General features: G+C 73.3%; 22 protein-coding genes. 8 read left to right on the plus strand and 14 right to left on the minus strand.

What is annotated here, in order from left to right:
• Window positions 1-123: 123 nt before the first annotated feature.
• Entirely contained in the window at window positions 124-1,416 is a 1,293-nt protein-coding gene (locus ACZ7LE_RS13075; RefSeq protein WP_470403700.1) for an MFS transporter, read from the plus strand.
• Window positions 1,417-1,492: 76 nt separating this feature from the next.
• Window positions 1,493-2,017 carry a 2'-5' RNA ligase family protein gene (locus ACZ7LE_RS13080; protein ID WP_470403701.1) on the plus strand — a complete coding sequence of 175 codons (525 nt, stop codon included), beginning with the start codon at window positions 1,493-1,495 and terminating at the stop codon, window positions 2,015-2,017.
• 96 nt (window positions 2,018-2,113) lie between these two features.
• Here the strand turns inward: ACZ7LE_RS13080 and ACZ7LE_RS13085 are convergent, their stop codons facing one another.
• The 3 genes from ACZ7LE_RS13085 to ACZ7LE_RS13095 form a co-directional block, all read right to left on the minus strand.
• Window positions 2,114-4,906 (minus strand): glycoside hydrolase family 30 protein, encoded by a 2,793-nt coding sequence (locus ACZ7LE_RS13085; RefSeq protein ID WP_470403702.1) that lies wholly within the window; start codon window positions 4,904-4,906, stop codon window positions 2,114-2,116.
• A gap of 205 nt (window positions 4,907-5,111) precedes the next feature.
• Window positions 5,112-5,885, minus strand: coding sequence for a hypothetical protein (locus ACZ7LE_RS13090; protein ID WP_470403703.1), 774 nt, complete (start codon window positions 5,883-5,885; stop codon window positions 5,112-5,114).
• Window positions 5,886-6,000: 115 nt separating this feature from the next.
• Window positions 6,001-7,002 (minus strand): squalene cyclase, encoded by a 1,002-nt coding sequence (locus tag ACZ7LE_RS13095; RefSeq protein ID WP_470403704.1) that lies wholly within the window; start codon window positions 7,000-7,002, stop codon window positions 6,001-6,003.
• Between the two features lie 99 nt (window positions 7,003-7,101).
• Here ACZ7LE_RS13095 and poxB point away from each other — a divergent pair, with 99 nt between their 5' ends.
• On the plus strand, window positions 7,102-8,835 hold the full coding sequence (gene poxB / locus ACZ7LE_RS13100) for a ubiquinone-dependent pyruvate dehydrogenase (RefSeq protein ID WP_470403705.1): 1,734 nt from the start codon (window positions 7,102-7,104) through the stop codon (window positions 8,833-8,835).
• A 346-nt stretch (window positions 8,836-9,181) separates the two neighbouring features.
• Here the strand turns inward: poxB and ACZ7LE_RS13105 are convergent, their stop codons facing one another.
• Both ACZ7LE_RS13105 and ACZ7LE_RS13110 read right to left on the minus strand, forming a co-directional pair.
• Window positions 9,182-9,961: a tetratricopeptide repeat protein gene (locus ACZ7LE_RS13105; protein ID WP_470403706.1), complete on the minus strand. Its 780-nt coding sequence runs from the start codon at window positions 9,959-9,961 to the stop codon at window positions 9,182-9,184.
• Between the two features lie 289 nt (window positions 9,962-10,250).
• A complete protein-coding gene (locus tag ACZ7LE_RS13110; protein WP_470403707.1) occupies window positions 10,251-10,763 on the minus strand; it encodes a cupin domain-containing protein in 513 nt (170 codons plus the stop codon).
• A gap of 97 nt (window positions 10,764-10,860) precedes the next feature.
• Between ACZ7LE_RS13110 and ACZ7LE_RS13115 the strand changes: the two genes are divergently transcribed.
• Both ACZ7LE_RS13115 and ACZ7LE_RS13120 read left to right on the plus strand, forming a co-directional pair.
• Window positions 10,861-11,823 carry an ArsR/SmtB family transcription factor gene (locus ACZ7LE_RS13115; protein WP_470403708.1) on the plus strand — a complete coding sequence of 321 codons (963 nt, stop codon included), beginning with the start codon at window positions 10,861-10,863 and terminating at the stop codon, window positions 11,821-11,823.
• A gap of 119 nt (window positions 11,824-11,942) precedes the next feature.
• The gene (locus ACZ7LE_RS13120; RefSeq protein ID WP_470403709.1) at window positions 11,943-12,425 is read left to right on the plus strand and encodes a cold shock domain-containing protein; all 483 of its coding nucleotides are present in this window, start codon (window positions 11,943-11,945) and stop codon (window positions 12,423-12,425) included.
• A gap of 33 nt (window positions 12,426-12,458) precedes the next feature.
• On the opposite strand, the gene ACZ7LE_RS13125 is transcribed toward ACZ7LE_RS13120, so the two are convergent.
• Window positions 12,459-13,214: an SDR family oxidoreductase gene (locus ACZ7LE_RS13125; protein WP_470403710.1), complete on the minus strand. Its 756-nt coding sequence runs from the start codon at window positions 13,212-13,214 to the stop codon at window positions 12,459-12,461.
• 206 nt (window positions 13,215-13,420) lie between these two features.
• Between ACZ7LE_RS13125 and sigJ the strand changes: the two genes are divergently transcribed.
• A complete protein-coding gene (gene sigJ, locus ACZ7LE_RS13130) occupies window positions 13,421-14,356 on the plus strand; it encodes an RNA polymerase sigma factor SigJ (protein WP_470403711.1) in 936 nt (311 codons plus the stop codon).
• Window positions 14,349-14,840, plus strand: coding sequence for a hypothetical protein (locus tag ACZ7LE_RS13135; RefSeq protein WP_470403712.1), 492 nt, complete (start codon window positions 14,349-14,351; stop codon window positions 14,838-14,840). Before sigJ ends, ACZ7LE_RS13135 begins: the two co-directional genes overlap by 8 nt.
• Window positions 14,841-14,848: 8 nt before the next feature.
• On the opposite strand, the gene ACZ7LE_RS13140 is transcribed toward ACZ7LE_RS13135, so the two are convergent.
• From ACZ7LE_RS13140 to ACZ7LE_RS13150, 3 genes are read right to left on the minus strand one after another with little or no spacing between them, the layout of a single operon-like run.
• Window positions 14,849-15,211, minus strand: a complete 363-nt coding sequence (locus ACZ7LE_RS13140; protein ID WP_470403713.1) for an L-rhamnose mutarotase — start codon at window positions 15,209-15,211, stop codon at window positions 14,849-14,851.
• A gap of 40 nt (window positions 15,212-15,251) precedes the next feature.
• On the minus strand, window positions 15,252-15,794 hold the full coding sequence (locus tag ACZ7LE_RS13145; protein ID WP_470403714.1) for an NUDIX domain-containing protein: 543 nt from the start codon (window positions 15,792-15,794) through the stop codon (window positions 15,252-15,254).
• A gap of 48 nt (window positions 15,795-15,842) precedes the next feature.
• The gene (locus tag ACZ7LE_RS13150) at window positions 15,843-16,838 is read right to left on the minus strand and encodes an AraC family transcriptional regulator (protein ID WP_470403715.1); all 996 of its coding nucleotides are present in this window, start codon (window positions 16,836-16,838) and stop codon (window positions 15,843-15,845) included.
• 80 nt (window positions 16,839-16,918) lie between these two features.
• Here ACZ7LE_RS13150 and ACZ7LE_RS13155 point away from each other — a divergent pair, with 80 nt between their 5' ends.
• Window positions 16,919-17,836 carry an NAD(P)H-binding protein gene (locus tag ACZ7LE_RS13155; RefSeq protein WP_470403716.1) on the plus strand — a complete coding sequence of 306 codons (918 nt, stop codon included), beginning with the start codon at window positions 16,919-16,921 and terminating at the stop codon, window positions 17,834-17,836.
• Window positions 17,837-17,853: 17 nt separating this feature from the next.
• Here the strand turns inward: ACZ7LE_RS13155 and ACZ7LE_RS13160 are convergent, their stop codons facing one another.
• The 5 genes from ACZ7LE_RS13160 to ACZ7LE_RS13180 form a co-directional block, all read right to left on the minus strand.
• Window positions 17,854-18,633: a DUF899 family protein gene (locus ACZ7LE_RS13160; RefSeq protein ID WP_470403717.1), complete on the minus strand. Its 780-nt coding sequence runs from the start codon at window positions 18,631-18,633 to the stop codon at window positions 17,854-17,856.
• A gap of 91 nt (window positions 18,634-18,724) precedes the next feature.
• A complete protein-coding gene (locus ACZ7LE_RS13165; RefSeq protein ID WP_470403718.1) occupies window positions 18,725-20,440 on the minus strand; it encodes an ABC transporter transmembrane domain-containing protein in 1,716 nt (571 codons plus the stop codon).
• A complete protein-coding gene (locus tag ACZ7LE_RS13170; RefSeq protein ID WP_470403719.1) occupies window positions 20,437-21,135 on the minus strand; it encodes an ATP-binding cassette domain-containing protein in 699 nt (232 codons plus the stop codon). Before ACZ7LE_RS13170 ends, ACZ7LE_RS13165 begins: the two co-directional genes overlap by 4 nt.
• Window positions 21,136-21,144: 9 nt before the next feature.
• Entirely contained in the window at window positions 21,145-22,197 is a 1,053-nt protein-coding gene (locus tag ACZ7LE_RS13175; RefSeq protein ID WP_470403720.1) for an ABC transporter transmembrane domain-containing protein, read from the minus strand.
• A 346-nt stretch (window positions 22,198-22,543) separates the two neighbouring features.
• Complete coding sequence (locus ACZ7LE_RS13180) at window positions 22,544-23,200, minus strand: GntR family transcriptional regulator (protein WP_470403721.1); 657 nt, start codon at window positions 23,198-23,200, stop codon at window positions 22,544-22,546.
• Between the last annotated feature and the right edge of the window lie 26 nt (window positions 23,201-23,226).

Consider the following 23,226-nt stretch of genomic DNA (forward strand, 5'->3'; position numbering starts at 1 on the left):
CCCGACGGGGGACGGGACGAGCGACGAGGTCCGGCACCAAAAAGTTCCACGCGGAACTTTTTGGTGCTACGTTGACGTCTGCCCGGGCACCGCAGCCCGGAACGCTCGCAGAGAGAAGTCGACGTGGACGAGAACCCCCATCCCGTGCCCACCGACGCCGGCCCGACCGCCGTCGCCGCTCCCCCGACCCCGGCGTCGAACGTCGGCGGGACACTGCGCTCGCGCTATCCCCAGGTCGCGATCCCGCTGGCCATCCTCGGATTCTCGATCGCCCTGGTCCCGCCGCTCGTCGTCACCATCGCGCTGCGGCTGCGCGAGCTGGACCTGGACAACGCCGCCGCCGACCTCGGCCTGATCCTCGGCGTCGGCGCGGTCTTCTCGCTGATCGCCAACCCCCTGGCGGGGCGGTTCTCGGACCGGACGACCAGCCGCCTCGGCATGCGCAAGCCGTGGATCTTCTCGGGCGCCGCCGTCGGCTACGCCGGGATCGTCATCATCGCCTTCGCCCCGAACGTGCCGCTGGTGCTCGTGGGGTGGAGCGTCGCGCAGGTCGGCCTCAACTTCGCGCTCGCGGCGCTGGTGGCCATGCTCCCGGACCAGGTCGGCCCCGAGCGGCGCGGCCGCACGGCGTCCTTCATCAGCCTGGCGCAGAACGTCGGCGGCGTCGCCGCGACCTTCCTGGTGCAGCTCTTCCCGTCCGGGCTCGTGCAGTACCTGCTGCCCAGCCTGATCGGTGTGGTCCTGATGGTCGTCATGGTGGCGCCCGTCAAGGACCGGGTGCGGACGGAGCGGACTCAGGAGCCCTTCGGCCTGCGCGCCATCCTCGGGTCGTTCGTCTTCGACCCGCGCAAGAACCCGGACTTCGGCTGGGCGTGGCTGACGCGGTTCTTCCTGACCACCACGCAGTTCACCGCGACCAGCTACCTCACCTACTTCCTCATCGCCCAGTTCGGGGTGTCCGACGCCGAGGCACCCACCCTGGTCTTCCAGGCCATCCTCGCCAACGCGGTCGGGATCGTCCTTGTCGCGCCCCTGCTCGGCTGGCTCTCCGACCGGCTCCGGCGCCGCAAGCCGTTCGTGATCGTCTCGGCCGCCATCGCCATCGTGGGGCTGACGGTGATCGCACTGGCGCCGTCGATCGAGGTGGTGCTGCTCGGCGAGCTCGTGCTCGGTGCCGGCCTGGGGGCGTTCTTCGCCGTCGAGCTGGCCCTGATCGCCGACGTGCTGCCCAGCTCGGACACCGCGGGCAAGGACCTCGGCGTGGCCAACCTCGCGCAGTCGCTGCCCCAGTCGCTGATTCCCGTCGCGGCGCCCAGCCTGATCGCCGCGTTCGGCTATCCGGGCCTGTTCCTCAGCGGGGCCCTCCTCGGCGTCCTGGGCGCGCTCAGCGTCACCCGGGTCAAGCAGGTGCGGTAGCGCCCGCGGCGGGCATGGCCCGCGCCAGACGGACGGCGGGCGCGGCCGCGCGGCGGCGTCAGCCTAGGCTGTCCTCGTGGCGCTGGCCGTCTGCCTGCTCTTCGACAGGCCCACCGAGCGGGTCCTGCGACGGCTGTGGCAGCGACTCGAGGACCAGGGCGTGCCCACGCTCGCGAGCCACACCCACCGCCGGCACGTGCCGCACCTCTCCCTGGCGGTGCTGCGCTCCTGGGACCTGGACAAGGTGCGCGCGGCCCTGGAGACGCTGCCCGACGCCGGCCCCACGACCGTGCGGTTCGACGCCGTCGCCGCGTTCCGCCGGGGCCGGATGAGCCTGGTCCCGGCGGTCACGAGCACGCTCGCGGCCCGCCAGGAGCGGGTCGTCGAGGCGCTCGGCGCGACCGACGACGAGCTGCACAAGCACTACGTGCCGGGCGTCTGGACGCCGCACGTCACCGTGGCGACGCGTGCCCGGCTCGACCAGACGCCGCTGGTGCTGGAGGCCGTCTACGAGATCGTGCCGCTCACCGGCACGCTGAGCCGGGCCGCTCTGGTGGACGCCGGGACGGGGATCGCGTACCCGCTCAGCAACGTCCCCTGAGAGGTCAGGACCTCCGAGCTCGGTCGGTCGCGTCGAGACCGGTCGGTTGTCCGACCGATCTCGACGCAACCGACCGAAGTCACTCCGTAGCGCCGTTCACGACCGCCCCCGGGTCAGCACGTCCACGCCGTCCAGGGTGAACGTGCCGCCGACCACGCGGACCGTGACCGTGTGCGACCGCTGCTGCAGGTCGCGCAGCCAGTACGACGTCTCTCGGGTGCCCACCGGCCCGACCTGCACCGTCGTGGGCGTGCCGCCGTCCACGACCACCTCCAGCGTCGCGGCCGCCGTCGCGCCGAACAGGTCCAGGCCGGTGCCGGTGAACGCCACGTCCACCGACTGCCCCGTGCGGAGCACGTGCTGCGTCCGGTTGAGGTGCGCGTAGCCCGCCTGGGTGAACGTGAAGCCGTCCGGGTAGGCCAGGCGTGCGTCCGAGTCGTCGATCTTCTCCGACGCCCAGGACTGGCCGGGCACCGCGGTGACCGCGAGGTTGTCGTACTGCGTGTTGTAGAACCCGCTGGTCAGGGCGATCCGGCCGGTCAGCACGGGGTTGGCCGCGGCGTCGGTCCACCGGGCGAGCCGGCTGCCGTCGAGGGTCGCCGTGACGACGTTGCCCCGTGCCTCGACCCCGAGCCGATGCCACCGGCCGCCGTCGAACCCGGCCACCGTGCCCGAGGCCACGACCTGGTCGAGCTTGCGGAGCTGCCAGCGGCCGTCCTCGTGCACACGGACCGCGTAGGTGGCCTGGTCGCCGCCGCGGGCGTAGACCTGGCGCACGCCGAGCCCGGCGAAGTTCTCCAGCGCCGCGTCGCGGTCCACGGCGTCGAGCCGGAAGTCCACCGCCGCGGTGTAGTCGGCCCAGCGGTGGTCGCCCAGCACGGTCGACGGCGCCGCCGTCTGGAGCACGTCCTGGCGCCCGTTGCCCCAGACGTTCCAGGTGAACCCGCGGTTGCCCGCGTTGATCTGCTGCTGCAGCACGTGGCCGCGCCGCCGGTCGGCGTCGACCACCTCGAACGCGCCGTCCTGGTCCGCCGTGTACCGCGGGGTGCCCCCGCGGCGCTCCAGGTAGGTCATCTTCTTGCCGCCGACCTTCGTCACCGGGTACCCGGCGTACTCGAAGTCGTCGCGGTACGGCAGCGGCAGGATCGTGTCCTCGGTGTCGGGCGCGAGGTCGCCCGGCTCGTACGCCTCGGTGGCGCCCTCGACGCCGTGCGCGAGCGTCGACAGCGTGACGATCGAGTACGCCGGCACCTTCACGCGGTAGACGTCATGCTCCACGCCCCCGACCGTCTCGGTCCGGACCGGCTCGTAGACGCCGGTGTTCTGGAAGTAGTTCGCGTCGTAGGCCTCACCGGCGTCCGGGCCGCGCGTCTCCCACGCGTACAGCGGCCGGTCGGCGGGGCCCAGGTCCGCGACCTTGACCTCGAAGTACCGGGCGGTGCGGGTGTTGTTGGCGTGCACCTGCGACCACTGCGCCGCGCCGTCGGCGTCGGCGGGCGTGCGAGTGGTCAGGACCGTGCGCGTGGAGGTGTCCACGTTGGTGCCGCCGTCGCCCTTGGTGCCGTCGCCGCCCGTGGCGCCCTCGACGTACTCCCAGCCGTCGCCGACGAACTGGTGGAAGTGCCGCACGGCGACCAGTCCGACGTCGCCCTCCCAGTAGCCTGACCACGGGTCGGAGGCCCGCACCAGGTGCTTGGGCGAGTACTGCGTGCCCTCGTACATCGCGCTGACCGCGGGCTGGAACAGGAACGTGGTCATGTGCGCGGGGTCGCTCCCGGCGCCGCTCCAGCGGTAGGCGTTGATGAACCGGTCCGCGATGTCCGCGGCCGAGACCGTGCCGCCCACGCCGCCGCGCGACGGGTCGGCCGCGACCCGGTACTGCGGGTCGATCATCGGCGCAACGCCCTCGGAGTACAGGATCTCCTTGCCGAACTCCTTGTTCAGCCGCGTGACGTTCGGCCCGCCCACGATGTCGTAGTGGTAGGCCAGAGCGTCGACCTGCTCCAGCGCCGCCGGGTCGGCCAGGATGCGCGCCGCGACGGCGTCACCCTCCCGGTACGAGTCCAGCGCCACGATCTTGATGTGCGAGTAGTCGTACCGGGCGTCCGGCGCCGCGGCATCCCGCTCCAGCCACTGCGCGAACGTGACCGTCCACGCCAGCTCCGAGGCCTGATAGGTCGCGCCGCGCACCTCGTTCTGCGACGGGCTCAGCCAGTCGAGCTCCACCCCGTACGTGTCGTACGCGGCGTCGATCGTCTCCTTGTACCACTGGTACCGCTTCACGGGGTCGTTCCCGGTCCAGGACGGCTCGCCCCAGCGCAGCGCCTCGGTCTCGATGTCCGGATTGATCGTCAGCGCGTCCGCGATGAAGTGGAAGCCCGCGCCGCGCAGCACGTTCGCGGGCTCGTCGGCGCTGCGCTTCGTGGCGGGCTCCGCCCCCGACGAGCTGTTGCTGTCCGCGCCCAGCTCCACCTTGATGTGCTTGAGCCCCGCGCCCGTGACCGGGTCGAAGAGCATCCGCATGATCCGCCAGTACGCCTCCGGCTGCTCCTCCTTGTAGTCGAGCAGCAGGTTGGAGGTGTTGTTGCAGGACACCGACCCGAACCCGCCGAACGTGTTGTACGCGTCGCCGTCGGCGCGGCGCTCCACGTCGTCGCCGTCGACCAGGAGCTCGCGCCAGTCGATCGAGGGGTCGTCCAGCCGGAGCACCGGCAGGGCCGGTTGGCCGGCGGTCGTGGCACGGGCGGCTTCGGTGGCCGACGACGGCGTCGTGGTCGCGTCGCGCGGTGCGCTCGCGCTCGCGCTGGGGGCCAGCAGGCCGCCCGCGGCGAGAACGAGGACCGCGGCGACCGCGGTGGATCTGGCCGTGCGGCGGTGGGGACGTGGCATGGGGCACTCTCCGTCGTCGATGTCGTCGTTGACTGGACCGGGCGCACGGGGCGACGATCAGCGATGATCGTTCGTGATCGTTTTGCACGACCACTTCGCGCCCTGCTCAGGCCGAACGTAGGCCGGGGCGCCCGGTGGGGTCAACATTCTGATCGATAATGATCGAATCGGCGGCGCGGGCCGACGCAGCAGGCGGTGTCCGGGGTCAGCCGCGGATCTCCAGCCACGAGAAGTCGCCCAGCCAGCTCTCCACGGTGACCTCGATCGCGCGCACGCCGTCCATGCCATCGAGATCGCAGGTGAACACGTTGCCGGCCCGCAACGCAACAGTGCTCGGGCAGTGCGCCTCGACGGGCGTGCCCTCGCTCGCGTAGGTGTCCTCGATGATCGACTCCGCGTCCGGTCCGGGGATCTCCAGCCCCTGGCCGAACAGGATGGTGAGGACCGCGACGGCACCGCCGACGATCAGTGCCCCGACCCAAGCGGCCAGCAGCCACCACGACCGACGCGTCATTCGGATCCGCAGGATCAGGTAGAGCGGAACGATCAGGAGTCCGCTGATGTACAGGTACCAGGGCACGCGGTACCCCGCACGGCGCAGTACCACTACATCGACGGCGAAACAGACAAGGTTGACCAGGCCGGCGGTGGCACCAGTGATCGCCGGGCTGTCGACCGGCATGATCGTGTCGAGCAGGCTGATGAAGAACGCGGCACCGACGAACATCCAGAGCGGCCAGACAGGTGCGACCAGCGCCGGCGCGCCGTGCTGACGTGGAACCCAGGGCCCCTCGACGGGACGACCGGCGCCGTCGGCCCAGAAGGCCCAGTTCTTGGGCGCGGTCGGCCATCCTGGCTGCGGCTGCCAACCGGCGGGCGGTGTCCAGCCCTCCGGTGGCGTGGGCCAGCCAGGAGGCGAGCGGAAGATCAACGGGGCGGCCCCATCAGGGGCAGTCGTGCTCGTGGCCTCAGCGTTCACGACGGTGAAGATACGGCGCGCACCAGGCTGGAATCCCCAGAACCGGCCGGGACGTAGGAGTCACCCGGGTGAAGTCCGGCGGCGGCGAAGAGATCGTGGCGGGGATGACGGAGTCTCAGCAGCTCCCGTGGGCCGCGTCGTCCCACCAGGCCAGCACCCGCGCGGCGTGGAACGTGAGCCACTTCGACGGCTGCCCCGCGTCGACGTCGACCTCGAACCACACGCGGCCCGGGTGCCGCCGCGCCTGCAGCCAGGTGCCGTCCGGCTGCCGCTGCGCGCGGACCAGCTCGACCGCCTCCGCGACCCGCGCGTCGGGCGGCGTGCCGCGGAGCTCGGAGGCCGCGCGGAAGTAGTCGGTCGCGCTGAGCACGTCGTAGAACGACCGGAACGGGTAGGCGAGCCGGAACACCCAGTCGGCGACGGGCTCCCCCGTCGTCAGGCGCCGGATCAGGTGCCGCTCCAGCAGGTACTCCTCCGCCCGCTCCTGCGCCTGGCGGACGGCGTCCGTGCCGCCGGTGACCTCCTCGTAGGCGAGCAGACCCTTGAGGGAGTTGAGCGTCGACCTGACCGAGGCGCGGGTCGACCCCTCGACCCACTCGCAGTTCCAGCCGCCCTCCTCCATCTGGTGCGCCACGAACCAGTCGGCGATCCCCTGGACGTCCGCCCCGAGCCACACGCCGTTGGCCAGCGTGAACCCGTTGATGCAGGCGTCGACCTCGCCGCCCCAGTAGGGCAGGTCGTCGTACTCCCACCGGGCGTTGGCCGAGATCAGCGCCACGGTGTCCCGGTCGTGCAGCACCGCGGCGTCCAGGCCCCACTCCCGCAGCGTGTTGAGCGACCACGTCGTCGCCGTCCACGGCTGCCCGGCACCGGGCTGGGCCTCCGGTCCGGAGAAGTCGAACCCCGCGGGGAAGAACGCCCCGCCGGCCCACGTCCCGGCGTCGTCCTGCCGGGCCAGCAGGCCGGCCCCGAGGCCCTCGGTGGCCACGCGGTCCCGGGTGGCCCGCCAGACGGCGTCGGGGGCGCGCACCAGGTCCCGCTCCACCTGCCAGCGCAGCGCCGGGTCGCTGTCGAGCAGCCAGGCCAGCACGTCGTCGGACACCCGCGAGGAGGTCATACGCCGAGACTAGAGCGCGACGGTCGCGCGTTCCGGGCAAGTGCGGGTGACCTGCCGCCCGGCGTTGCGACGTCATTCGACCCGGCATACGTTCGCGCCATGACCAACGTTGCCGAGACCATCGTCGAGATCATCGAGGACGCGGGGGTCGAGCGGGTCTACGGCCTGCCGGGCGACTCGCTGAACGGGTTCACGGACGCCATCCGGCGCAACGACGCGGTCACCTGGCAGCACGTGCGGCACGAGGAGGCCGCGGCGTTCGCGGCGGCCGCCGAGGCAGCGCTGACCGGCGAGCTCGCGGTGTGCGCGGGAAGCTGCGGGCCCGGCAACCTGCACCTGATCAACGGGCTCTACGACGCCAACCGGAGCCGGGTGCCCGTGCTCGCGATCGCGGCGCACATCCCCGGGGCCGAGATCGGCAGCACCTACTTCCAGGAGACGCACCCGCAGGAGCTGTTCCGCGAGTGCAGCGTCTACACCGAGCTGGTGAGCATGCCCGAGCAGCTCCCGCGGGTGCTCGAGATCGCGATGCGCACCGCCGTGGAGCGGCGCGGCGTCGCCGTCGTCGTCGTGCCGGGCGAGGTGTTCCTCGCCGAGAGCGCAGGCCGCAAGAAGTCGGCGCCGATCCGGGCGACCCAGCCGGTGGTGCGCCCGGGCGAGCACGAGCTGGGGATCGCGGCACAGATCCTGAACGAGGCGAAGAAGGTGACCATCCTCGGCGGCGCCGGCACGGAGGGCGCGCACGAGCAGGTGGTCCGGATCGCCGAGAAGCTCAAGGCGCCGGTGGTGCACGCGCTGCGCGGCAAGGAGTTCCTGGAGTACGACAACCCGTACGACGTCGGCATGACGGGGCTGCTCGGCTTCGCCTCCGGCTACCGGGCCATGGAGAGCTGCGACGCCCTGCTCATGCTCGGCACCGACTTTCCCTACCAGCAGTTCTACCCGTCCAAGGCGCAGATCGTGCAGGTCGACCTGAGGGGTGAGCAGCTCGGCCGGCGCACGCCGATCGACCTGGGCCTGGTGGGGGACGTCGGCGACACGATCGAGGCGCTCCTGCCGCGGCTCGACGATCGCGGCAACCGCCGGCACCTCGACTCCTCGCTCAAGCACTACGCGCGGGCCCGCAAGAGCCTCGACGAGCTCGCCGACAACGACCGCAACCGCGAGCCGATCCACCCGCAGTACGTCGCGCGGCTGGTCAGCGAGCTGGCGAGCGACGACGCGGTGTTCATCCCCGACGTCGGCTCCCCCGTGGTCTGGGCGGCCCGCTACCTGACGATGAACGGCCGGCGCCGGCTCATCGGGTCGTTCAACCACGGGACCATGGCCAACGCCGTGCCGCACGCGATCGGCGCCCAGTCGGCGTTCCCGGGGCGCCAGGTGGTCGCGCTGGCGGGCGACGGCGGGCTCGCGATGCTGCTGGGCGAGCTGCTGACGATCCGGCAGAACAAGCTGCCCGTGAAGATCGTGATGTTCAACAACTCGTCGCTGAACTTCGTCGAGGTCGAGATGAAGGCCGCCGGGTTCGTGAACTTCGGCACCCACCTCGACAACCCGAACTTCGCGGACGTCGCGAACGCCATGGGCATCCACGGCCGGCGGGTCGAGAAGCCTGACGACCTGGAGGGCGCCCTCCGCGCCGCCTTCGAGCACGACGGCCCGGCGCTCGTCGACGTCGTCACCGCGCAGCAGGAGCTGTCGATCCCGCCCGCGATCAGCGCCCAGCAGGTCAAGGGCTTCACGCTGTACGCGATCCGCACGATCATGTCCGGCAAGGGCGACGAGCTGGTCGACCTCGCCGACACGAACGTGTTCCGGAGGCTGTTCGACTGAGTGCCGGGCGCGTCGCGGGGCCGGGCGCGTCGCGGGGCGGGCGCGTCGCGGGGCGGGCGTGCCCGGCCACCGTCCTGGACCGTCGTGTACTGGTAGGCCGAGGACTCCCAGGTGCCGTCGAAGGTGCGCCAGTGGAACTTCCACGGGATCTCGTGGCCCTCGGGAAAGTTCTTGTTGCAGGCGGTCCAGCCCGCGTCCACGCTCTGCCGCTTGGTGCAGTTGCCCCACCGGTCCCCGTCCATGTCCTTCCAGCTCACGTACGGCGAGTAGGGCGCTCTCAGCGCCCGGTCACACCGTAGGAAGGCCCGGTTGCAGAAACCTTGTGCGTCGCTTGTGGGACGACGCCTCAGGGCCGAGCGCCCGGCTCCGTGCCCGGCTCCGTGCCTGGCTCCACGCCTCGCTCGACCGCGAGCGCCAGCGTCTCCCACGGGTCCAGGCCGGCCCCGGCGCTCTGCTCGGCGTCGGCCCGTGCCGGGCCGAGCGCGGCCCGGACGGCCTTCTCGACGGCGGCGAGCTCCTCGGCGTCGTCCGGGTCGGGCACCTGGCCCAGGTCGTCGAACGCGCGCCGGGCGAGGCCGAGCAGGCGGGCCGCCCGGACCAGGTCGGTGTCGGCCACGGCGGTCGCGGCGGCCCCGACGTAGGCGTACGGGACGAAGTCGCGGTACCGGCCGCCGACGATCCGGGACCGGCTCGTCGCGAACCGCGCGCGGGCCGCGGCGGTCTCGCCGAGGCTCAGCTCGGTGAACGCCAGGTTGTGCAGCTCGGAGGTGACGGTGTCGTCGTTGCCCAGCGCCTCGTTGAGGTCGATGCTCTCCTGGTAGAGCTCGCGGGCGCGGGGCAGGTCGCCCGCCATGCGGGTCACGCCGGCCAGCACGTGCCGCGGGCGTTCCTCCAGGCGGCGGTCGCCGGTGCGGACGGCGACCGCCAGCGCCTCCGAGGCGATCCGTGCCGCCGCGGTCAGGTCGCCGCCGCGGATCGCGAGCCGGGACCGCATGTAGAGCGCCTCGACGAGCGCGGGCAGGTCGTCGGCCGCGCGGGCCCGCTCGGCCTCGTCGTCCGCCAGGCGCGCGACGGCGTCGTCGTCCCCACGCCGGAACGCGGCGCGCGCGGTCTCGCTGAAGCTCATCCGGGTTGCCTCTCTCGTAGCCCCGGCGAGCCTAGCCGGGCGACGTCGTCGGCCAGGCAGCAACCGGGGCGACGCCGTCAACCGGGCGGCGCCGTCAACCGGGTGCTCCAGCTCACCTTTGAGGCCCGGGTTTCTTCGCTTTGGACGACTTCAAAGAGAAGAAACCCGGGCCTCAAAGGTGAGTCGTGCCAGCCGGCCCGACCAGCCGGCCCGACCAGCCGGCCCGACCAGCCGGCCCGACCGGCCGGCCTGCTCCGTCAGGCGGCGACCCCCACGATCGCGACGCCGGTCAGCCCGGCGAGCCGGCGACGTCGGCAACCAGCACACCGGTAGGCGTGGCCGTCACCAGTTCCTCGTCGGCGAAGTGGTTGTCGTGCGCCTCGTGCAGCCGGTCCAGGTCCGCCTCCTGCGCGGAGGTGTGCTGAAGCGTGGCGAGCTGCGCGAAGTAGTCCTCCCGGCGCACGCCCGGCGCGAGCACCATGAGCAGGGTGGCCGGCTCGTCGCTCTCCTTGCGGAGCCCGTGCACGGTGCCGCGCGGGGAGTGCGCGGTGTCGCCGGGGCGCAGGGTGCGCCACGCGGTCCCGTCGAAGTAGTCGATCTCGCCCTCCTCGACCACGAAGGTCTCACCGAACGTGGTGTGGAAGTGCGGGGCCGGTCCCCTGCTCGTGGGCGCCAGGCGCCAGCGGTAGAGGCTCACGGCCCCGTCGGTCTCCGCGGCGGTCGCGAGGACCTCGATGGTCGAGCCGCCGGCGCCGAGGTGGATCAGCCGTGCTTCGGTCTGCTGTGTCGTGTCCTGTGTCATGACCCGAGTCTCGGCAGCGGGACCACCCACCCGCGCTCGATTCGGCCGTGGCCGAACGGTCTGGTCCTGCCTGCGGCGACGGGCCGACAATGGGGCGGTGATCCGCTACCGACTGGGCGCCGGCGCCGCGAGCGTGCGGTGGGCGATGTCGCCGGTCCACGAGGTGGTCAGCCTCGCCCGGCTGCTCACGGAGCCGCGGCGGCACCCCGTGTTCCAGCCGTGGCTGCGCCGCCGCCGGCAGCGCCTGGTGGGCCTGGACCTGTCGGCGCTGACGGTCTTCATGGCCGACGGCGCGTACCGCCCCGACTTCCTGGACCCGTCGCCCATGTCCAGCGAGCCCACCTTCGACGACGGCCTGGCTGCCCTGCTCGCCGCGCCGCTCGACCAGGTGCACGCCGAGCTGGTCGACGCCACGGCCGGGCAGGACGACGACGTCCGCCGCCGGCTGCTCGACGACCCCGCCCGCGCCCGCGCCGACGCCGCCGCCGCGGTGCGCCGCCTCTGGCGGGCGGCCGTGGAACCGGAGTGGCCGTCGATGCGGCAGGCGCTGCGGACCGAGATGCTGGACCGGGCCGTGCAGGTCAACCGCGAGGGGCTGCGCGCCGTGGTCCCGCGGCTGCACCCCTCCGCGAGCGCCGACGGCGACACGATCACGATCGCGACCGCCGTCGACGTCGCCGTCGACTGCCCGGACGGCCTCATCCTGGTGCCGTCGCTGTTCATCACCGACCGCGTGCAGTGCACCACCTCGGACCACTGGTCCCCGGCGATCTGCTACCCCGCGACGGGCCGGTACCTCTGGTCGGCGCCCGTGACGCCGGGGTCGCTCGACCGGCTGCTGGGCGCCACCCGGGCACGGATCCTGGCCGCACTCGTCACGCCGCTGCAGACCTCGGTGGTGGCCGACCTGGTCAGCGTCACGAAGCCGACGGCGAGCGAGCACCTGACGATCCTGCGCGACGCCGGCCTGATCGACAGCACCCGGGCCGGGCGCACGGTCACCCACGAGCTCACCGCGGCCGGCCGCGCCCTGCTGGGGGCGGCCCCCCACCGCGGCTGACGAGGCCACCGACCCGGCCCCACTCCCCACGCTGCCCCGGCCGGCCCGGCCTCCTTGTCGCCGCCCCGCTCCCCCGCTACGGTCCTGGCCAGACGACCACACAGCACAGGGGGCACGTGATGGCCGAGGGGACCGTGTCGGCGTACGACGCCGGGACCGGCTGGGGCGTGATCGTGCCGGACGGCGGCGGGCCGCCCGTGCGCGTGCACCAGGTCGAGATCCGGTCGCACGGCGACCAGTCGCTGGAGCGGGGCGAGCGGGTCGCCTTCACGCTGGAGCAGCACGACGACGGCCCGCGCGCCGCCGCCGTCAGCCCGCTGGGGCCGATCCTCACCGAGGAGGAGCTGACCGGGCGCGGGCTCGTACCGGAGCCCGAACCCGCGACCGCCCGGGCAACGGTGCCGGCGCCGCCGTCCGACCAGCCGACCACGCTCCCCACCTGGATGCGGGCCGTGATCGCGCTGGTCGCCCTCGCGGCGCTGCCCAGCCTGGTGATCGGCGTGATCCAGGTGGCGAACGGGCATGCGGAGTGGACGCCGCTGCTGATCAGCGGCATCATCCTGCTCGTCGTGCTGCGGTGGATCCCGCACGATCTCTGGTGAGCGGGCGCCGGACGGCGTCAGGACGGGCGGCCCTCACCGAAGCGGCCGGTGGTCCTCGCTCGCCAGCCAGTCGTCGAACGTGATCCGGCCCTCGACGCGCTCGCCGGTGCCGCGCAGCGCGCCGGAGGCCAGGCCCCGCGTATAGGTGCCCGGCAGCCGGACCTCCCAGACCCTCCGGCGGATGCCCTCGTGGGCGAGCTGGCGTCGCGCGACGTCGGCGAGCTTCTCGTCCCGCGGCCCCACCAGGTCGGTGGCGCGGCCCACGGGACCGCCCTCGGCGACGGTCACGAGGTACGCGCCGACCTCGCGCGCCGCGACCGGGCGCATCGGCGCCGTCGGCATGACCACCACGGGCCCCCTCTGGCTGTGCAGGAGCTGCCCGACGAACTCGTGGAACTGCGCCGCGCGCGCGATCGTGTACGGCACGTCGCCCGCCATGACGGCGCGCTCCTGCGCGATCTTGCCCGCGTAGTAGGAGGCGTCGATGTCGTCGATCCCGACGATCGAGAGGGCCACGTGGTGGCGCACGCCGACCTCTCGCTCGGCCGTGAGCAGGTGGTGCGTCGCGGTCTCGAAGAACTTCCGCGCCGTGGACGCGAAGAACGTGGTGGTGTTGGTGACGTCGATGACGGCGTCGGCACCGGCCAACGCCGCCGTCAGCCCCTGGCCCGTGGTGACGTCCACGCCGTCCGACCGCGAGAGCACCACGACGTCGTGCCCGCGCTCACGCGCCGCCGCGACGACGTGCCTGCCGACCGTTCCCGTTCCACCCGCGACTGCGATCCTCATCGCTCTTTCCTCCGGTCCTTGCCTCATTGTCTCCCTGGAGGACCGGCCCCGCCCGGGCGCGGCCGAGCCCTCCGGCGTGCTGACGAGACAGCCGCGGAAAGTGTGAGGTCGCCCGCGGGCCGCACACCCGCCCTCACACTCCGCGGGGCTGTGTCGTCAGGGTGATGATGAACGAGACACCACCGCACCGAAGGCCGGGATCGCCGATGAACGAGGGGCTGGACGACGTGTTCGCCGAGCGCCGCCGCCTGCTGTCGCTGGCATACCGGATGACCGGCACCCTCGCCGACGCCGAGGACATCGTGCAGGAGACCTACGTGCGCTGGTACCGGCTGGAGGAGGCCGAGCGCGCCGAGATCGCCAACCCCGCCGGGTGGCTGACGCGCGTGGCCAGCCGCATCGCCCTCGACCTCCTGGCATCGGCGCGCCGACGGCGGGAACGGTACGTCGGGCAGTGGCTGCCCGAGCCGGTGCCCGCCGACCTGTTCGACGGCACGCTCGACGGCGCTTCCGGCGGCACGGCCGACCCGGCGGACCGCGTCACCCTGGACGACGCCGTGAGCACGGCCCTGCTCGTCGTCCTGGAGGCGATGACCCCCGCGCAGCGCGTGGCGTTCGTGCTGCACGACGTGTTCGCCGTCCCGTTCGACGAGATCGCGCGGATCGTGGGGCGGTCGCCCGCCGCCGTCCGGCAGCTCGCGACGGCCGGACGCCGGCAGGTTCGCGAGAACCGGACCGCCGCCGTACCCCGCGAGGAGCACGACCGCGCGGTGCGGGCCTTCCTCCGCGCCGCCCAGGCGGGCGACGTGCGGCAGCTCGTACGGGTGCTCGCGCCGGACGTCGAGCTGCGCACCGACGCCAACGGGCTGGTCACCGCCGCGCGCAACGTCATCGAGGGCCCCGACCGGGTCGCCCGCCTGGTGCTGGGCGTGGGCACGAAGATGCCGGAGCTCGTCCCCCGCCTGGAACCCGTGGGCGACGCGCTGGGCGTCGTGTTCCGCACCGGCGACGTCGTGACCGGCGTGATGACCTTCCACGTCGAGCACGAGCTGGTCACCGACGTCTGGATCATGCTCAACCCCGCCAAGCTCACCGGCTGGCTGCCGGCCCCCGCCACGAACCGAGGATCCGACGATGCCTGACACCACGATGCCTGAGACGACCAACCACGGGTCCACGCCCGCGCGTCCCGTCAGCCGCCTGCAGCTCGGGGCGCTCGCCGCAGCCGTCGTGCTCGCCGGCGTCGTCGGCGCCTGGGCCTACTTCTGGCCGCTGGGCTTCTACGACCACTTCCCGTGGGTGCTCGGCGAGTGGGTCTCCACGGACGGCCCCTACAACGAGCACCTGGTCCGCGACCACGGCGCGCAGTACCTGGCGCTCGGTGCGGCGAGCCTGTACGGGCTCGTCCGGCCGTCCCAGTTCGGCTGCCGGCTGCTCGGCGTCGCGTGGCTCGTCTTCGGGGTGCTGCACTTCGCCTACCACGTCACCCACCTCGACCATCTCTCGACGAACGACGCGATCAGCCAGGTCGTGGTGCTCGCCGTCGCGGTCCTCCTGGCCGTCATGCTGCTGATCCCGGGCCGCCGCCCGCAATCGACTGCGGGCGTCCCGGGAAACCGGGCCTAGGGGCAGCCTCAGGCCAGGTGCCAGACCTCCTGCATGTCGCGCCAGCCCTCGCCCGGCGCGGCGTCCTTGCCGAACGCCGTCTGGCACGGGTCGGTGTGCGTCCACCACTCCTGGGTCACCGGGTCCTCTGCGATCCGGGCCATGTCGGCCTCGTGGTCGTCGCCGGTGTACTCGTAGTAGGCGAACAGTGTGTTCTCCAGCACGAAGATCGTGTAGTTGTGCACGTTGCAGGCCTGGAGGGTCGCCTCGACCTGCGGCCAGACGGCGGCGTGCAGGCGCAGGTACTCCTCGCGCTTCTCGGGCACCACGTCGACCACGAGGCCGTGCCGCTCGACCTGCTGCTCGACCTGCTGTTCTACCTGTCGGTTCACGGGTCGGGACGGTACCAGGTACCGCCGACGACGCGGCCGGTCACAGCCCGATGCTGACCGGCACGTCCGGCAGGGTGCCCGACCGTTCGTCGGCGAGCAGCGCGGCGAGCAGGGACGGCAGGTCGCGAGGTCCGAAGAACTCCTCCTCGCCCGGGGCCGCCAGGTCGGCGCGGGACCACCACCGCGCGTCGATGATCCCCTCGGTGTCCGGGTGCCCCGGGGCGCCCGGCGCGAGGCCCGACGTCGGCTCGAAGGCCGCGGTGCGCACGAGGTAGAAGTCCTCGTGCACGCCCCGGAAGTCGGACCGGGCCAGCCCTGGGTACTCGACCTGGCGGGTCCACACCGGCGCGAGCGGTCCGTCGGGCACGACGAGCCCCACCTCCTCGAAGAGCTCGCGGCGCAGGGCCTCCTCGACGGTCTCCCCGGCCTCGACCCCGCCGCCCGGTCCGATCCAGACGGTGCCCTCCTCGATCGCGTGCGCGACGAGCAGGATGCGGTCGTCGGCGTCGAGGACGAGCCCCCGGCACTGCCGGCGCAGCGGACGCGAAGGGCCAGGAAGCGGCGGATCCGGGAGCGCGGGCATCCGGGGACGGTATCGCGGGGCGCCCCGCGCGGCCAGCGTATTCCGGGCTCAGCCGCCCGCAGCCGTCCCGCGCGCCGCCCCGACCGGCCGCGGACCCTCCGCGAGGCGACGTCGGTACGCGGCCGGGCTGACGTCGAAGGCGCGCGTGAACGCCGTGCTCAGCGCGAAGCCGCTGGAGTACCCGACCCGCTGGGCCACGGCGTCGAGCGTGAGCGCGCGGTCGACGAGCAGGTCGCGTGCGAGGGCGAGCCGCCAGCTCGTCAGGTACCGCAGCGGCGGTGTGCCGACACGCTCGGTGAACCGCGCGGCGAGCGTCGCGCGGGACACCGCGGCGCTCCGGGCGAGGTCCGCGACGGTCCAGGAACGTTCGGGCTCGGCGTGCATCGCCCGGAGCGCAGCGCTCACCGCGGGGTCGCCGACGCCGCCCAGCCAGCTCGGCCTGGTCGGCGGGTGCGCCGCGGTCCAGGCGCGGATCGACTCGATGGTCACCACGTCGACCAGGCGGTCGAGCACCACGCTCTGGCCGAGGTCGTCGCGCGCGATCTCCCGCGCCAGGTGCCCGACGAGCGCCGGATCGAGCGCGCCCGCCTGGACCACGGCGGCGTCGGGCAGCACCTCGGTGACGAACCGGCCGACGCTGCCGACGTCGGCGTAGGACGCGACGATCATCCGGTCCGGACCGTCAGCGTCATTGCCCCAGTGCCGCAGCCCGTGCGCGAGGGCCAGGTCGAGCGGGGCGCCGTCCGGCGTGACGCAGCGCTGGCCGGGCTCGATGATCGCGACGGTCGCGCTGCCCGCGGCGTCGGCCACCCGGTAGGGCAGCGGGCCGCGGACCAGTGCGACGTCCCCCGCGCGCAGCTCGTGCACCGCGTCACCGGCCTCCGGGTCGCCGGTCTCCAGCAGCCCGCCGCCCGCCGTGACGATCACGACCGTGAGCGCGGCCTCGTCCTCGACCCGCACGGCCCAGGGCGCGCGCATCGACATCAGGAGCGTGAAAGCACCCTCGGCGTGCGGGTGCGCGAGGAGCTGCGACAGCGGGTCCATCTCCCCACTCTAGACGCTGAGACATGAGTTGCGGATCCTGAGCCATTCAGAGTCCAGGCGCCCCGGGCTTCGATGGGCCCATGACCACTTCAGAGACCACCACACAGCCCACCACCACGCCGATCCTCCTCACCGGCGGCACCGGCCGCACCGGCCGCCGCGTCGCCGACCGGCTCCGCACGCAGGGCCATCAGGCCCGCATCGCCTCGCGCTCCGGCGCGGCTCCCACGGTCGTCAGCTCGGGCGCCGGCTCGGCCGGCAGCCCGGCCGGCAGCCCGGCCGTCCCGTTCGACTGGCACGACGACGCCGGCTGGGACGCCGCGCTGGACGGCACCTCCGCCGTCTATGTCTGCTACTCCCCCGACCTCGCCCTGCCCGGCGCCGACGCGGTGATCGACGCGTTCACGGCGCGCGCCGTCCGGCACGGGGTGGAACGCATCGTCCTGCTCTCCGGCCGCGGGGAGGACGGCGCGCGGGCCTGCGAGGACCTCGCGCTCGCCGCCTCGGCCGCCACGACCGTGGTGCGCTGCTCCTGGTTCCAGGAGAACTTCAGCGAGCACTTCCTGCTCGACGGCGTGCTCGCCGGCCGCATCGCGGTCCCGGCCGACCAGGTCCGCGAGCCGTTCGTCAGCCTGGAGGACGTCGCCGACGTGGCCACGCTCGCGCTCACGAGCAACACCCACGCCGGCGAGGTCCTGGAGCTGACCGGCCCCGGAGCCCTGACCTTCACCGAGGTCGCGCGCGTGCTGAGCGCCGCGACCGGCCGGACGGTCGAGCACGTGCCGCTCACGCCCGCCGACTTCGTCGCCGAGCTCACCGCCGCGGGTGTGCACCCCGAGGAGGCCGAGGGCCTCGCCTGGCTCTTCCAGGAGGTGCTCGACGGGCGCAACACGGCGACCACGGACACGGTCGAGCGCGTGCTCGGCCGCCCCGCGACCCCGTTCGACGCCTTTGCCCGCCGCGCCGCGGCGGCCGGCGCCTGGACGCTCCCGGCCTGAGGAGGCGGGTGCGACCGTCAGTGGTGGTGCCCGTGCCCGTCGGCGGGCACCACCGGGGTCGCCCCGGGCCGGGTCCACTGCGGCGTGGGCCGGCTGGTCGGCCCCCAGGTGGCTGCGCCGTCCGCGTCGGTGGCCCAGTACCAGCACGAGGTGTGGCCTGCGGGCCAGCCGTCGGGCACGTCCTCCCAGGCCTCGCCGCGCCCGTAGGGCGTCATGTCGAGCAGGCCGAAGATCCCGGCGGCCGGCTCGTTGCCCCGGCCCGTGGTCCGGTAGGTGAGGTAGACGCGGTCACCGTCGCGCAGGAAGGAGGCGATGTGGCCCATGTCGACACCGAGGGGCGCGGGCAGGTCCCGCACCGAGTACCAGGGCTCGGTGTAGCCCATGAACTCCACGAACGGCGCGACCTCGGCCCAGGGCCCCTCGGTCAGCATCGCGAAGGAGACACCGCGGGCGCGGAGGTACGGGGCGGACTGCTGGACGTGCCAGGAGTTCATGGTGCAGCCGGGGCACTGGCCGCTGATCGGGTCGCCGTCGTGCCACATGTGCTGGTAGACCATGAGCTCGTCGCGCCCCTGGAACAGGTCGGCGAACGGCACCGGGCCGTCGGCCCCGGTGACCGGGACGGTGCCGTCGAGCTCGAACATCGGCAGCCGGCGGCGGGCCGCCGCGAGCGCGTCGCCCGCACGGGTGTGCGCCTTCTCCAGCGCCAGGAGCTCGTCGCGGGCGGCCTGCCAGGCGTCCCGGTCGACGACGGGCGGTCGGGCGGGAGCGCTGGTCGTGACGGGCGTCTCGGTCATGATGTCCTCCACAGGATGCGGGCCTGGCGCCCCGGACGGGCGCCCCGGGAGTATCGACGGCGACGGCGGCACGGACTCATCGCCCGGCCCGTCACCTCCGGTCGAGGTCGATCACCTGTGTGGCGTACCCGCGCAGCAGCGGCCGGTTGGAGACGACGATCAGCACGCCGTCGCCGCTCCGCTCGACGACCCGCCGCACCAGCAGCCGCTCGGTCTCCACGTCCAGCGAGGCGGACAGGTCGTCGATGACCCGGACGGCCGCCGGGTGCGCGAGCATCCGCGCCGCCGCGAGCCGGTGCAGCTGGCCGCCGGAGAGCCGGTGCCCGCTGGGTCCCACCTCCGTGTCGGCGCCGTCGGTAAGGTGTGGCAGGTCGCGCGAGAGCGTGCTGGCCTCCAGGGCGGCGTCGAGGTCGCCGCGCGGCCGGTCCAGCAGCACGTTCTCGTGGAGGGTGCCGCTGAACACGTGCGGCACCTGTGGCGTGTAGGCCGCCAGCGGCGGCGTGAACGCCTCACCCGGACCGCGCTGCTCGCCGAGGATCGTCACCGTCCCGGCCGACCTGGGGAGCAGCCCGAGCACGGTACGCACCAGCGACGTCTTGCCCGAGCCGACCTGCCCCGTGATCAGCACGATGTCGCCCGCGGAGCCCGTGAACCCGACGCCCGAGAAGCAGGGTGTCCCGTTCGGGTGCACGTAGGCCAGGTCGTCGACGACGATCACCGGCGCGGCCTTCCCCGCGTCGCCGGACGGCTCGGGACGCGCCGCGCCGTCGGGCACGGGATGCGCCGCACCGGGGTACCGCGCCGGCTCCGCCACCGGAGCGACGACGGCGCGCGCCGTGCCGCCGGGCGTGAGCTCCGCGAGGCGGCCCCGGGTCACGGCGAAGCGCTGGTACCGGCTGACGAAGTTGCCGATCGCGGCGACCAGCGTGCCGAGGTTGCCGAGCGTGTAGACGAACAGCGCGAAGTCGCCGACCAGGAAGGTGCCGTCCTGGATGCCGTCCGCGACGACGATCATCACCAGCGCGGAGCCCAGCAGCGTCACGAACCCCTGGGTCGAGGCGAGGACGCCCCCGAACACGCCGTCGCGCACGGCGGCCCGACGGCGGGTCGTGTTGAGCTCCCGCACCCGGCCGCCGATCGCGTCCGCGGCGCCGGAGATCTTGATGGTCTCGATCCCGGCGAAGCACTCCCGCAGGAAGGCGGACACGCTGCTGGCGGCCGCGAGATTGACCGCCCTCAGCCGCTTGATCTCCTTGCTCACCACGAACGCGATCACCGCGAGCGCCAGCGTGGGCAGCACGGCCAGCACCGTCACCCGGACGTCGATGACGAACAGCACGGCGAGCGAACCACCGCTGAGCACGAGGGCCGAGGTGACGAGCTGGAACCCGCGCTTGCCGAGCACCTCGGCCACCTCGACGGTGTCCTCGCGGAACCGGGTGAGCACGTCGCCGGCGGGCACCTTGAGCGGCAGTGCGGCCGGCCGGGCGAACATCTGCCGGAGCAGGGTGGTGCGCACGTCGGTGTAGACGCGGTAGCGGAAGACCGTGTCGACAGCCATCCACGCGGCGGCGCCGAGCGCGTTGGCGACCTTGAAGCCGACGTAGGCGAGCAGCGGCGCCAGGGGCACGCCCCAGAGGGCGTCGGTGCCGGGGAGCTGGTTGAGGAAGTCCCGCAGCGCCAGGCCGGGCACCAGGGCGCAGAGGAAGAAGATGATCCCGACCAGCACGTCGCCCACGAACAGCCAGAGGTGACGGCGCGTGACGTGCACGAGGATGCCGAGCCGGCCCAGGTCCCGCCGGGTCATACCGTCGCCTCCCGGAGCAGCGCGGCGAAGCGGGACCCGCCGTCGGCCAGCAGCTCGACGCGCGGGCCGTACTCGACGACCCGGCCGTGGTCGACCACGAGGATGCGGTCGACACGCGCGAGGGTGCTGAGCCGGTGCGCGATGACGAGCGACGTGCGGCTGCGCACCAGCGGGGCGAGCGCCTGGTCGAGGCGTTCCTCGGTCGTCGGGTCGAGCCGGGCCGACGCCTCGTCGAGGACGAGCACCGCCGGGTCGCGCAACAGGGTGCGCGCCATCGTGAGCAGCTGCGCCTGTCCGGCCGACAGACTGTGCTCGGTGATCTGCGTGTCGAGGCCCTGCTCGAACTCCGCGAGCCACGGCCCGAGGCCGAGCTCGCCGAGCACCGCGAGGATCCGCTCGTCGGCCACGTCGGGGTCCAGCAGCGCGATGTTGTCGCGCACCGACGCGTCCAGCACGAAGACGTCCTGGCTGACCAGCGCGACGTGCTCCCGGACCGAGCGCAGGCTCAGGTCCTCGACGGACCGGCCGCCCAGGCGCACCGTGCCGGCGTCGGGCCGGGCCAGCCCGACGAGCAGCCGGGCGATGGTCGACTTGCCGCTGCCCGTGTGCCCCACGATGCCCACGCTGGTGCCGGCGGGCACCGCGAAGCTCACGTCCCGCAGCACGGGGTGGCCCGGGGTGTAGCCGAAGGTCACGCCGGAGAGCTAGACGTCCAGGGGTTCGCCCGCGGTGCCGCTCGGGTCGCTCGTGCCGAGCAGGGCGCCACCGCCCTCCGGCTCGACGTCGACCGCGAGCAGCGCCCGGGTGCGCTGCACGCCCGCCATGGCCCGCTGGTAGTCCTGGAGCTGCGTGGACAGGCTGATGAGCGGCTCCTGGATCTGCTGCGCGAAGGCGAAGATCAGGTAGACCGTGCCGATCGTCATCGCGCCCGTGCCGAACCGCCAGCCGCCGAGCGCCATCGCCAGGGCGGTCACGACGGCCGTGAACACCGAGGCGGAGGCCCACACCAGGCTGCTGCCGACGAGGGCGGCGCGCAGGTCCCCGCGCAGCAGCGCGGAGTTCAGGGTCTCGTACCGGCGCAGCGTGTGCCCGACGGCGCCGAAGGCCTTGAGGTCCTCCAGCCCGGAGATGCGCTCCTCGACGAAACCCATGAACCGGCCCATCGCGGCGCGGTACCCGACGTGCGCCCCGCGGCCCAGCACCGCGATGCGCCGCAGCAGCAGCACACCGAGCACGAGGCAGACCAGGAACAGCAGCCCGATGCGCCACTCCACGGCGAACATGGCCACGACGACCCCTACCACGAGCAGCGCCTCACCGGCCACGGCGACCACGAAACGGGAGAAGAGGTTGCTCAGCAGCCCGATGTCGCCGTCGACCCGCTCGACCATCTCCCCCGGTGTGGTGCGGTGGTGGAACGCGACGGGCAGCCGGAGGCAGTGGTCCAGCACGTGCTCCCGGAGCCGGTTGGTCGAGCGCCAGGCCACGGACTCCGCGAGGCCAGCCTCCGCTGCCTGCAGCGCGAACCGCACGACGCCGACGAGCAGGAACAGGCCCACCAGGTGCACCGCCGGTCCGGGGCCTGCAGCGCCGGCTGGCCCGGCGTCCGCAGGCCCGGTCACGCTGTCGACGAACGCCCGCACGACGAACGGGCTGGCCAGGCCGCACGCCGTGCCTCCGAGGAGCACCACCCCGAGCAGCGCGGTCCGACGTCGCTCACGCCGCAGGTAGGACCACAGAAATCCCCAGTCACGCATGAACCATGAGCCTCACTCCGTCGGGCGCCCACCACGGCCTGCAACCTGCCTTCACCCTGCCTGTACCCCCGCCGGAACCGTCACAAACCGGCTGGTACAACGTGGACGCTACCAAACGGCACATCGAGGGTGCTAGCCCCGGGCAACCCGGGAGGCCGGGCAGCCGACCCCTGCCGGAAGGCCCTCGCGCGGGGAGTGTGTTGCCCTGAGTACACACTGTCTACGCAGGGCAACAGGCTCCGGAGCCGGACCGTCTCCCCGCGGACCTCCTCGGGACGACCCGGCTCGGCGGAACAGCCGGGCGACCCGGCTCGGCAGAACAGCCGGACAACTCAGGCCGAACGACTCAGGCCGACGGCTCCGCGCGGCGCTCGGCCGCCGCCGACCGGCTCGTGCGCAGGTGCTCGCGGGCGAGCCGCGCTGCGGCCTCGGCGTCCCGGTCGCGGACGGCGCCCAGCAGCGCCCGGTGCTCGTCCGCGATGCCCGTCAGGTCGGAGTGCTGGGCCAGGAGCCACCGCACCCGGCTGGCGGTCACGGCGTGCAGCTCGGCGAGCACCGGGTTGCCCGCCGCCGCGACGACCGCCTCGTGGAAGTCCGCCGCCGCCCGCCGCGCCGCCGGGGCGTCACCACGCCGCGCGGCGGCGTCCTCGCGCTCCCACGCCTCAGTCAGGTCCGCGAGCTGCTCCGCCGTCCGCCGCTCCGCGGCGAGCCGGAACTGCGTGGGGTCGGTCGCCTCACGCACCTCCTGCAGGTGCGCGACGTCGGCGTCGGTGAACTCCCGCACCACGGCCCAGGTGCGCGGACGCGGTGTGACCAGCCCCTCCGCGACGAGCGAGCGCAGGGCATCCCGCACGGGGATGCGGCTCACACCCAGCTCCGCGGCGAGGTCGCGCTCGACCAGGCGGCTGCCCGGCGCGCGCGTGCCGTCCACGATCTGCTCGCGCACGACACGCGCCACACGCACCGACTCGGGCTCGAAGTCGCCGTCCGGCGGCATGCTCATGGGCGCCATCCTGCCAGGACCCGAAA

The organism is Promicromonospora sp. NPDC110617 (assembly GCF_055598465.1).

Coding starts and splice junctions, on each gene's coding strand:
- ACZ7LE_RS13105 (WP_470403706.1), bottom strand. CDS start 9,961: ATGAGCTTCAGCGAGACCGCGCGCGCCGCGTTCCGGCGTGGGGACGAC.
- ACZ7LE_RS13110 (WP_470403707.1), bottom strand. CDS start 10,763: ATGACACAGGACACGACACAGCAGACCGAAGCACGGCTGATCCACCTC.
- ACZ7LE_RS13085 (WP_470403702.1), bottom strand. CDS start 4,906: ATGCCACGTCCCCACCGCCGCACGGCCAGATCCACCGCGGTCGCCGCG.
- ACZ7LE_RS13145 (WP_470403714.1), bottom strand. CDS start 15,794: ATGCCCGCGCTCCCGGATCCGCCGCTTCCTGGCCCTTCGCGTCCGCTG.
- ACZ7LE_RS13135 (WP_470403712.1), top strand. CDS start 14,349: ATGCCTGACACCACGATGCCTGAGACGACCAACCACGGGTCCACGCCC.
- poxB (WP_470403705.1), top strand. CDS start 7,102: ATGACCAACGTTGCCGAGACCATCGTCGAGATCATCGAGGACGCGGGG.
- ACZ7LE_RS13095 (WP_470403704.1), bottom strand. CDS start 7,002: ATGACCTCCTCGCGGGTGTCCGACGACGTGCTGGCCTGGCTGCTCGAC.
- ACZ7LE_RS13125 (WP_470403710.1), bottom strand. CDS start 13,214: ATGAGGATCGCAGTCGCGGGTGGAACGGGAACGGTCGGCAGGCACGTC.
- sigJ (WP_470403711.1), top strand. CDS start 13,421: ATGAACGAGGGGCTGGACGACGTGTTCGCCGAGCGCCGCCGCCTGCTG.
- ACZ7LE_RS13150 (WP_470403715.1), bottom strand. CDS start 16,838: ATGGACCCGCTGTCGCAGCTCCTCGCGCACCCGCACGCCGAGGGTGCT.
- ACZ7LE_RS13160 (WP_470403717.1), bottom strand. CDS start 18,633: ATGACCGAGACGCCCGTCACGACCAGCGCTCCCGCCCGACCGCCCGTC.
- ACZ7LE_RS13155 (WP_470403716.1), top strand. CDS start 16,919: ATGACCACTTCAGAGACCACCACACAGCCCACCACCACGCCGATCCTC.
- ACZ7LE_RS13165 (WP_470403718.1), bottom strand. CDS start 20,440: ATGACCCGGCGGGACCTGGGCCGGCTCGGCATCCTCGTGCACGTCACG.
- ACZ7LE_RS13120 (WP_470403709.1), top strand. CDS start 11,943: ATGGCCGAGGGGACCGTGTCGGCGTACGACGCCGGGACCGGCTGGGGC.
- ACZ7LE_RS13180 (WP_470403721.1), bottom strand. CDS start 23,200: ATGAGCATGCCGCCGGACGGCGACTTCGAGCCCGAGTCGGTGCGTGTG.
- ACZ7LE_RS13175 (WP_470403720.1), bottom strand. CDS start 22,197: ATGCGTGACTGGGGATTTCTGTGGTCCTACCTGCGGCGTGAGCGACGT.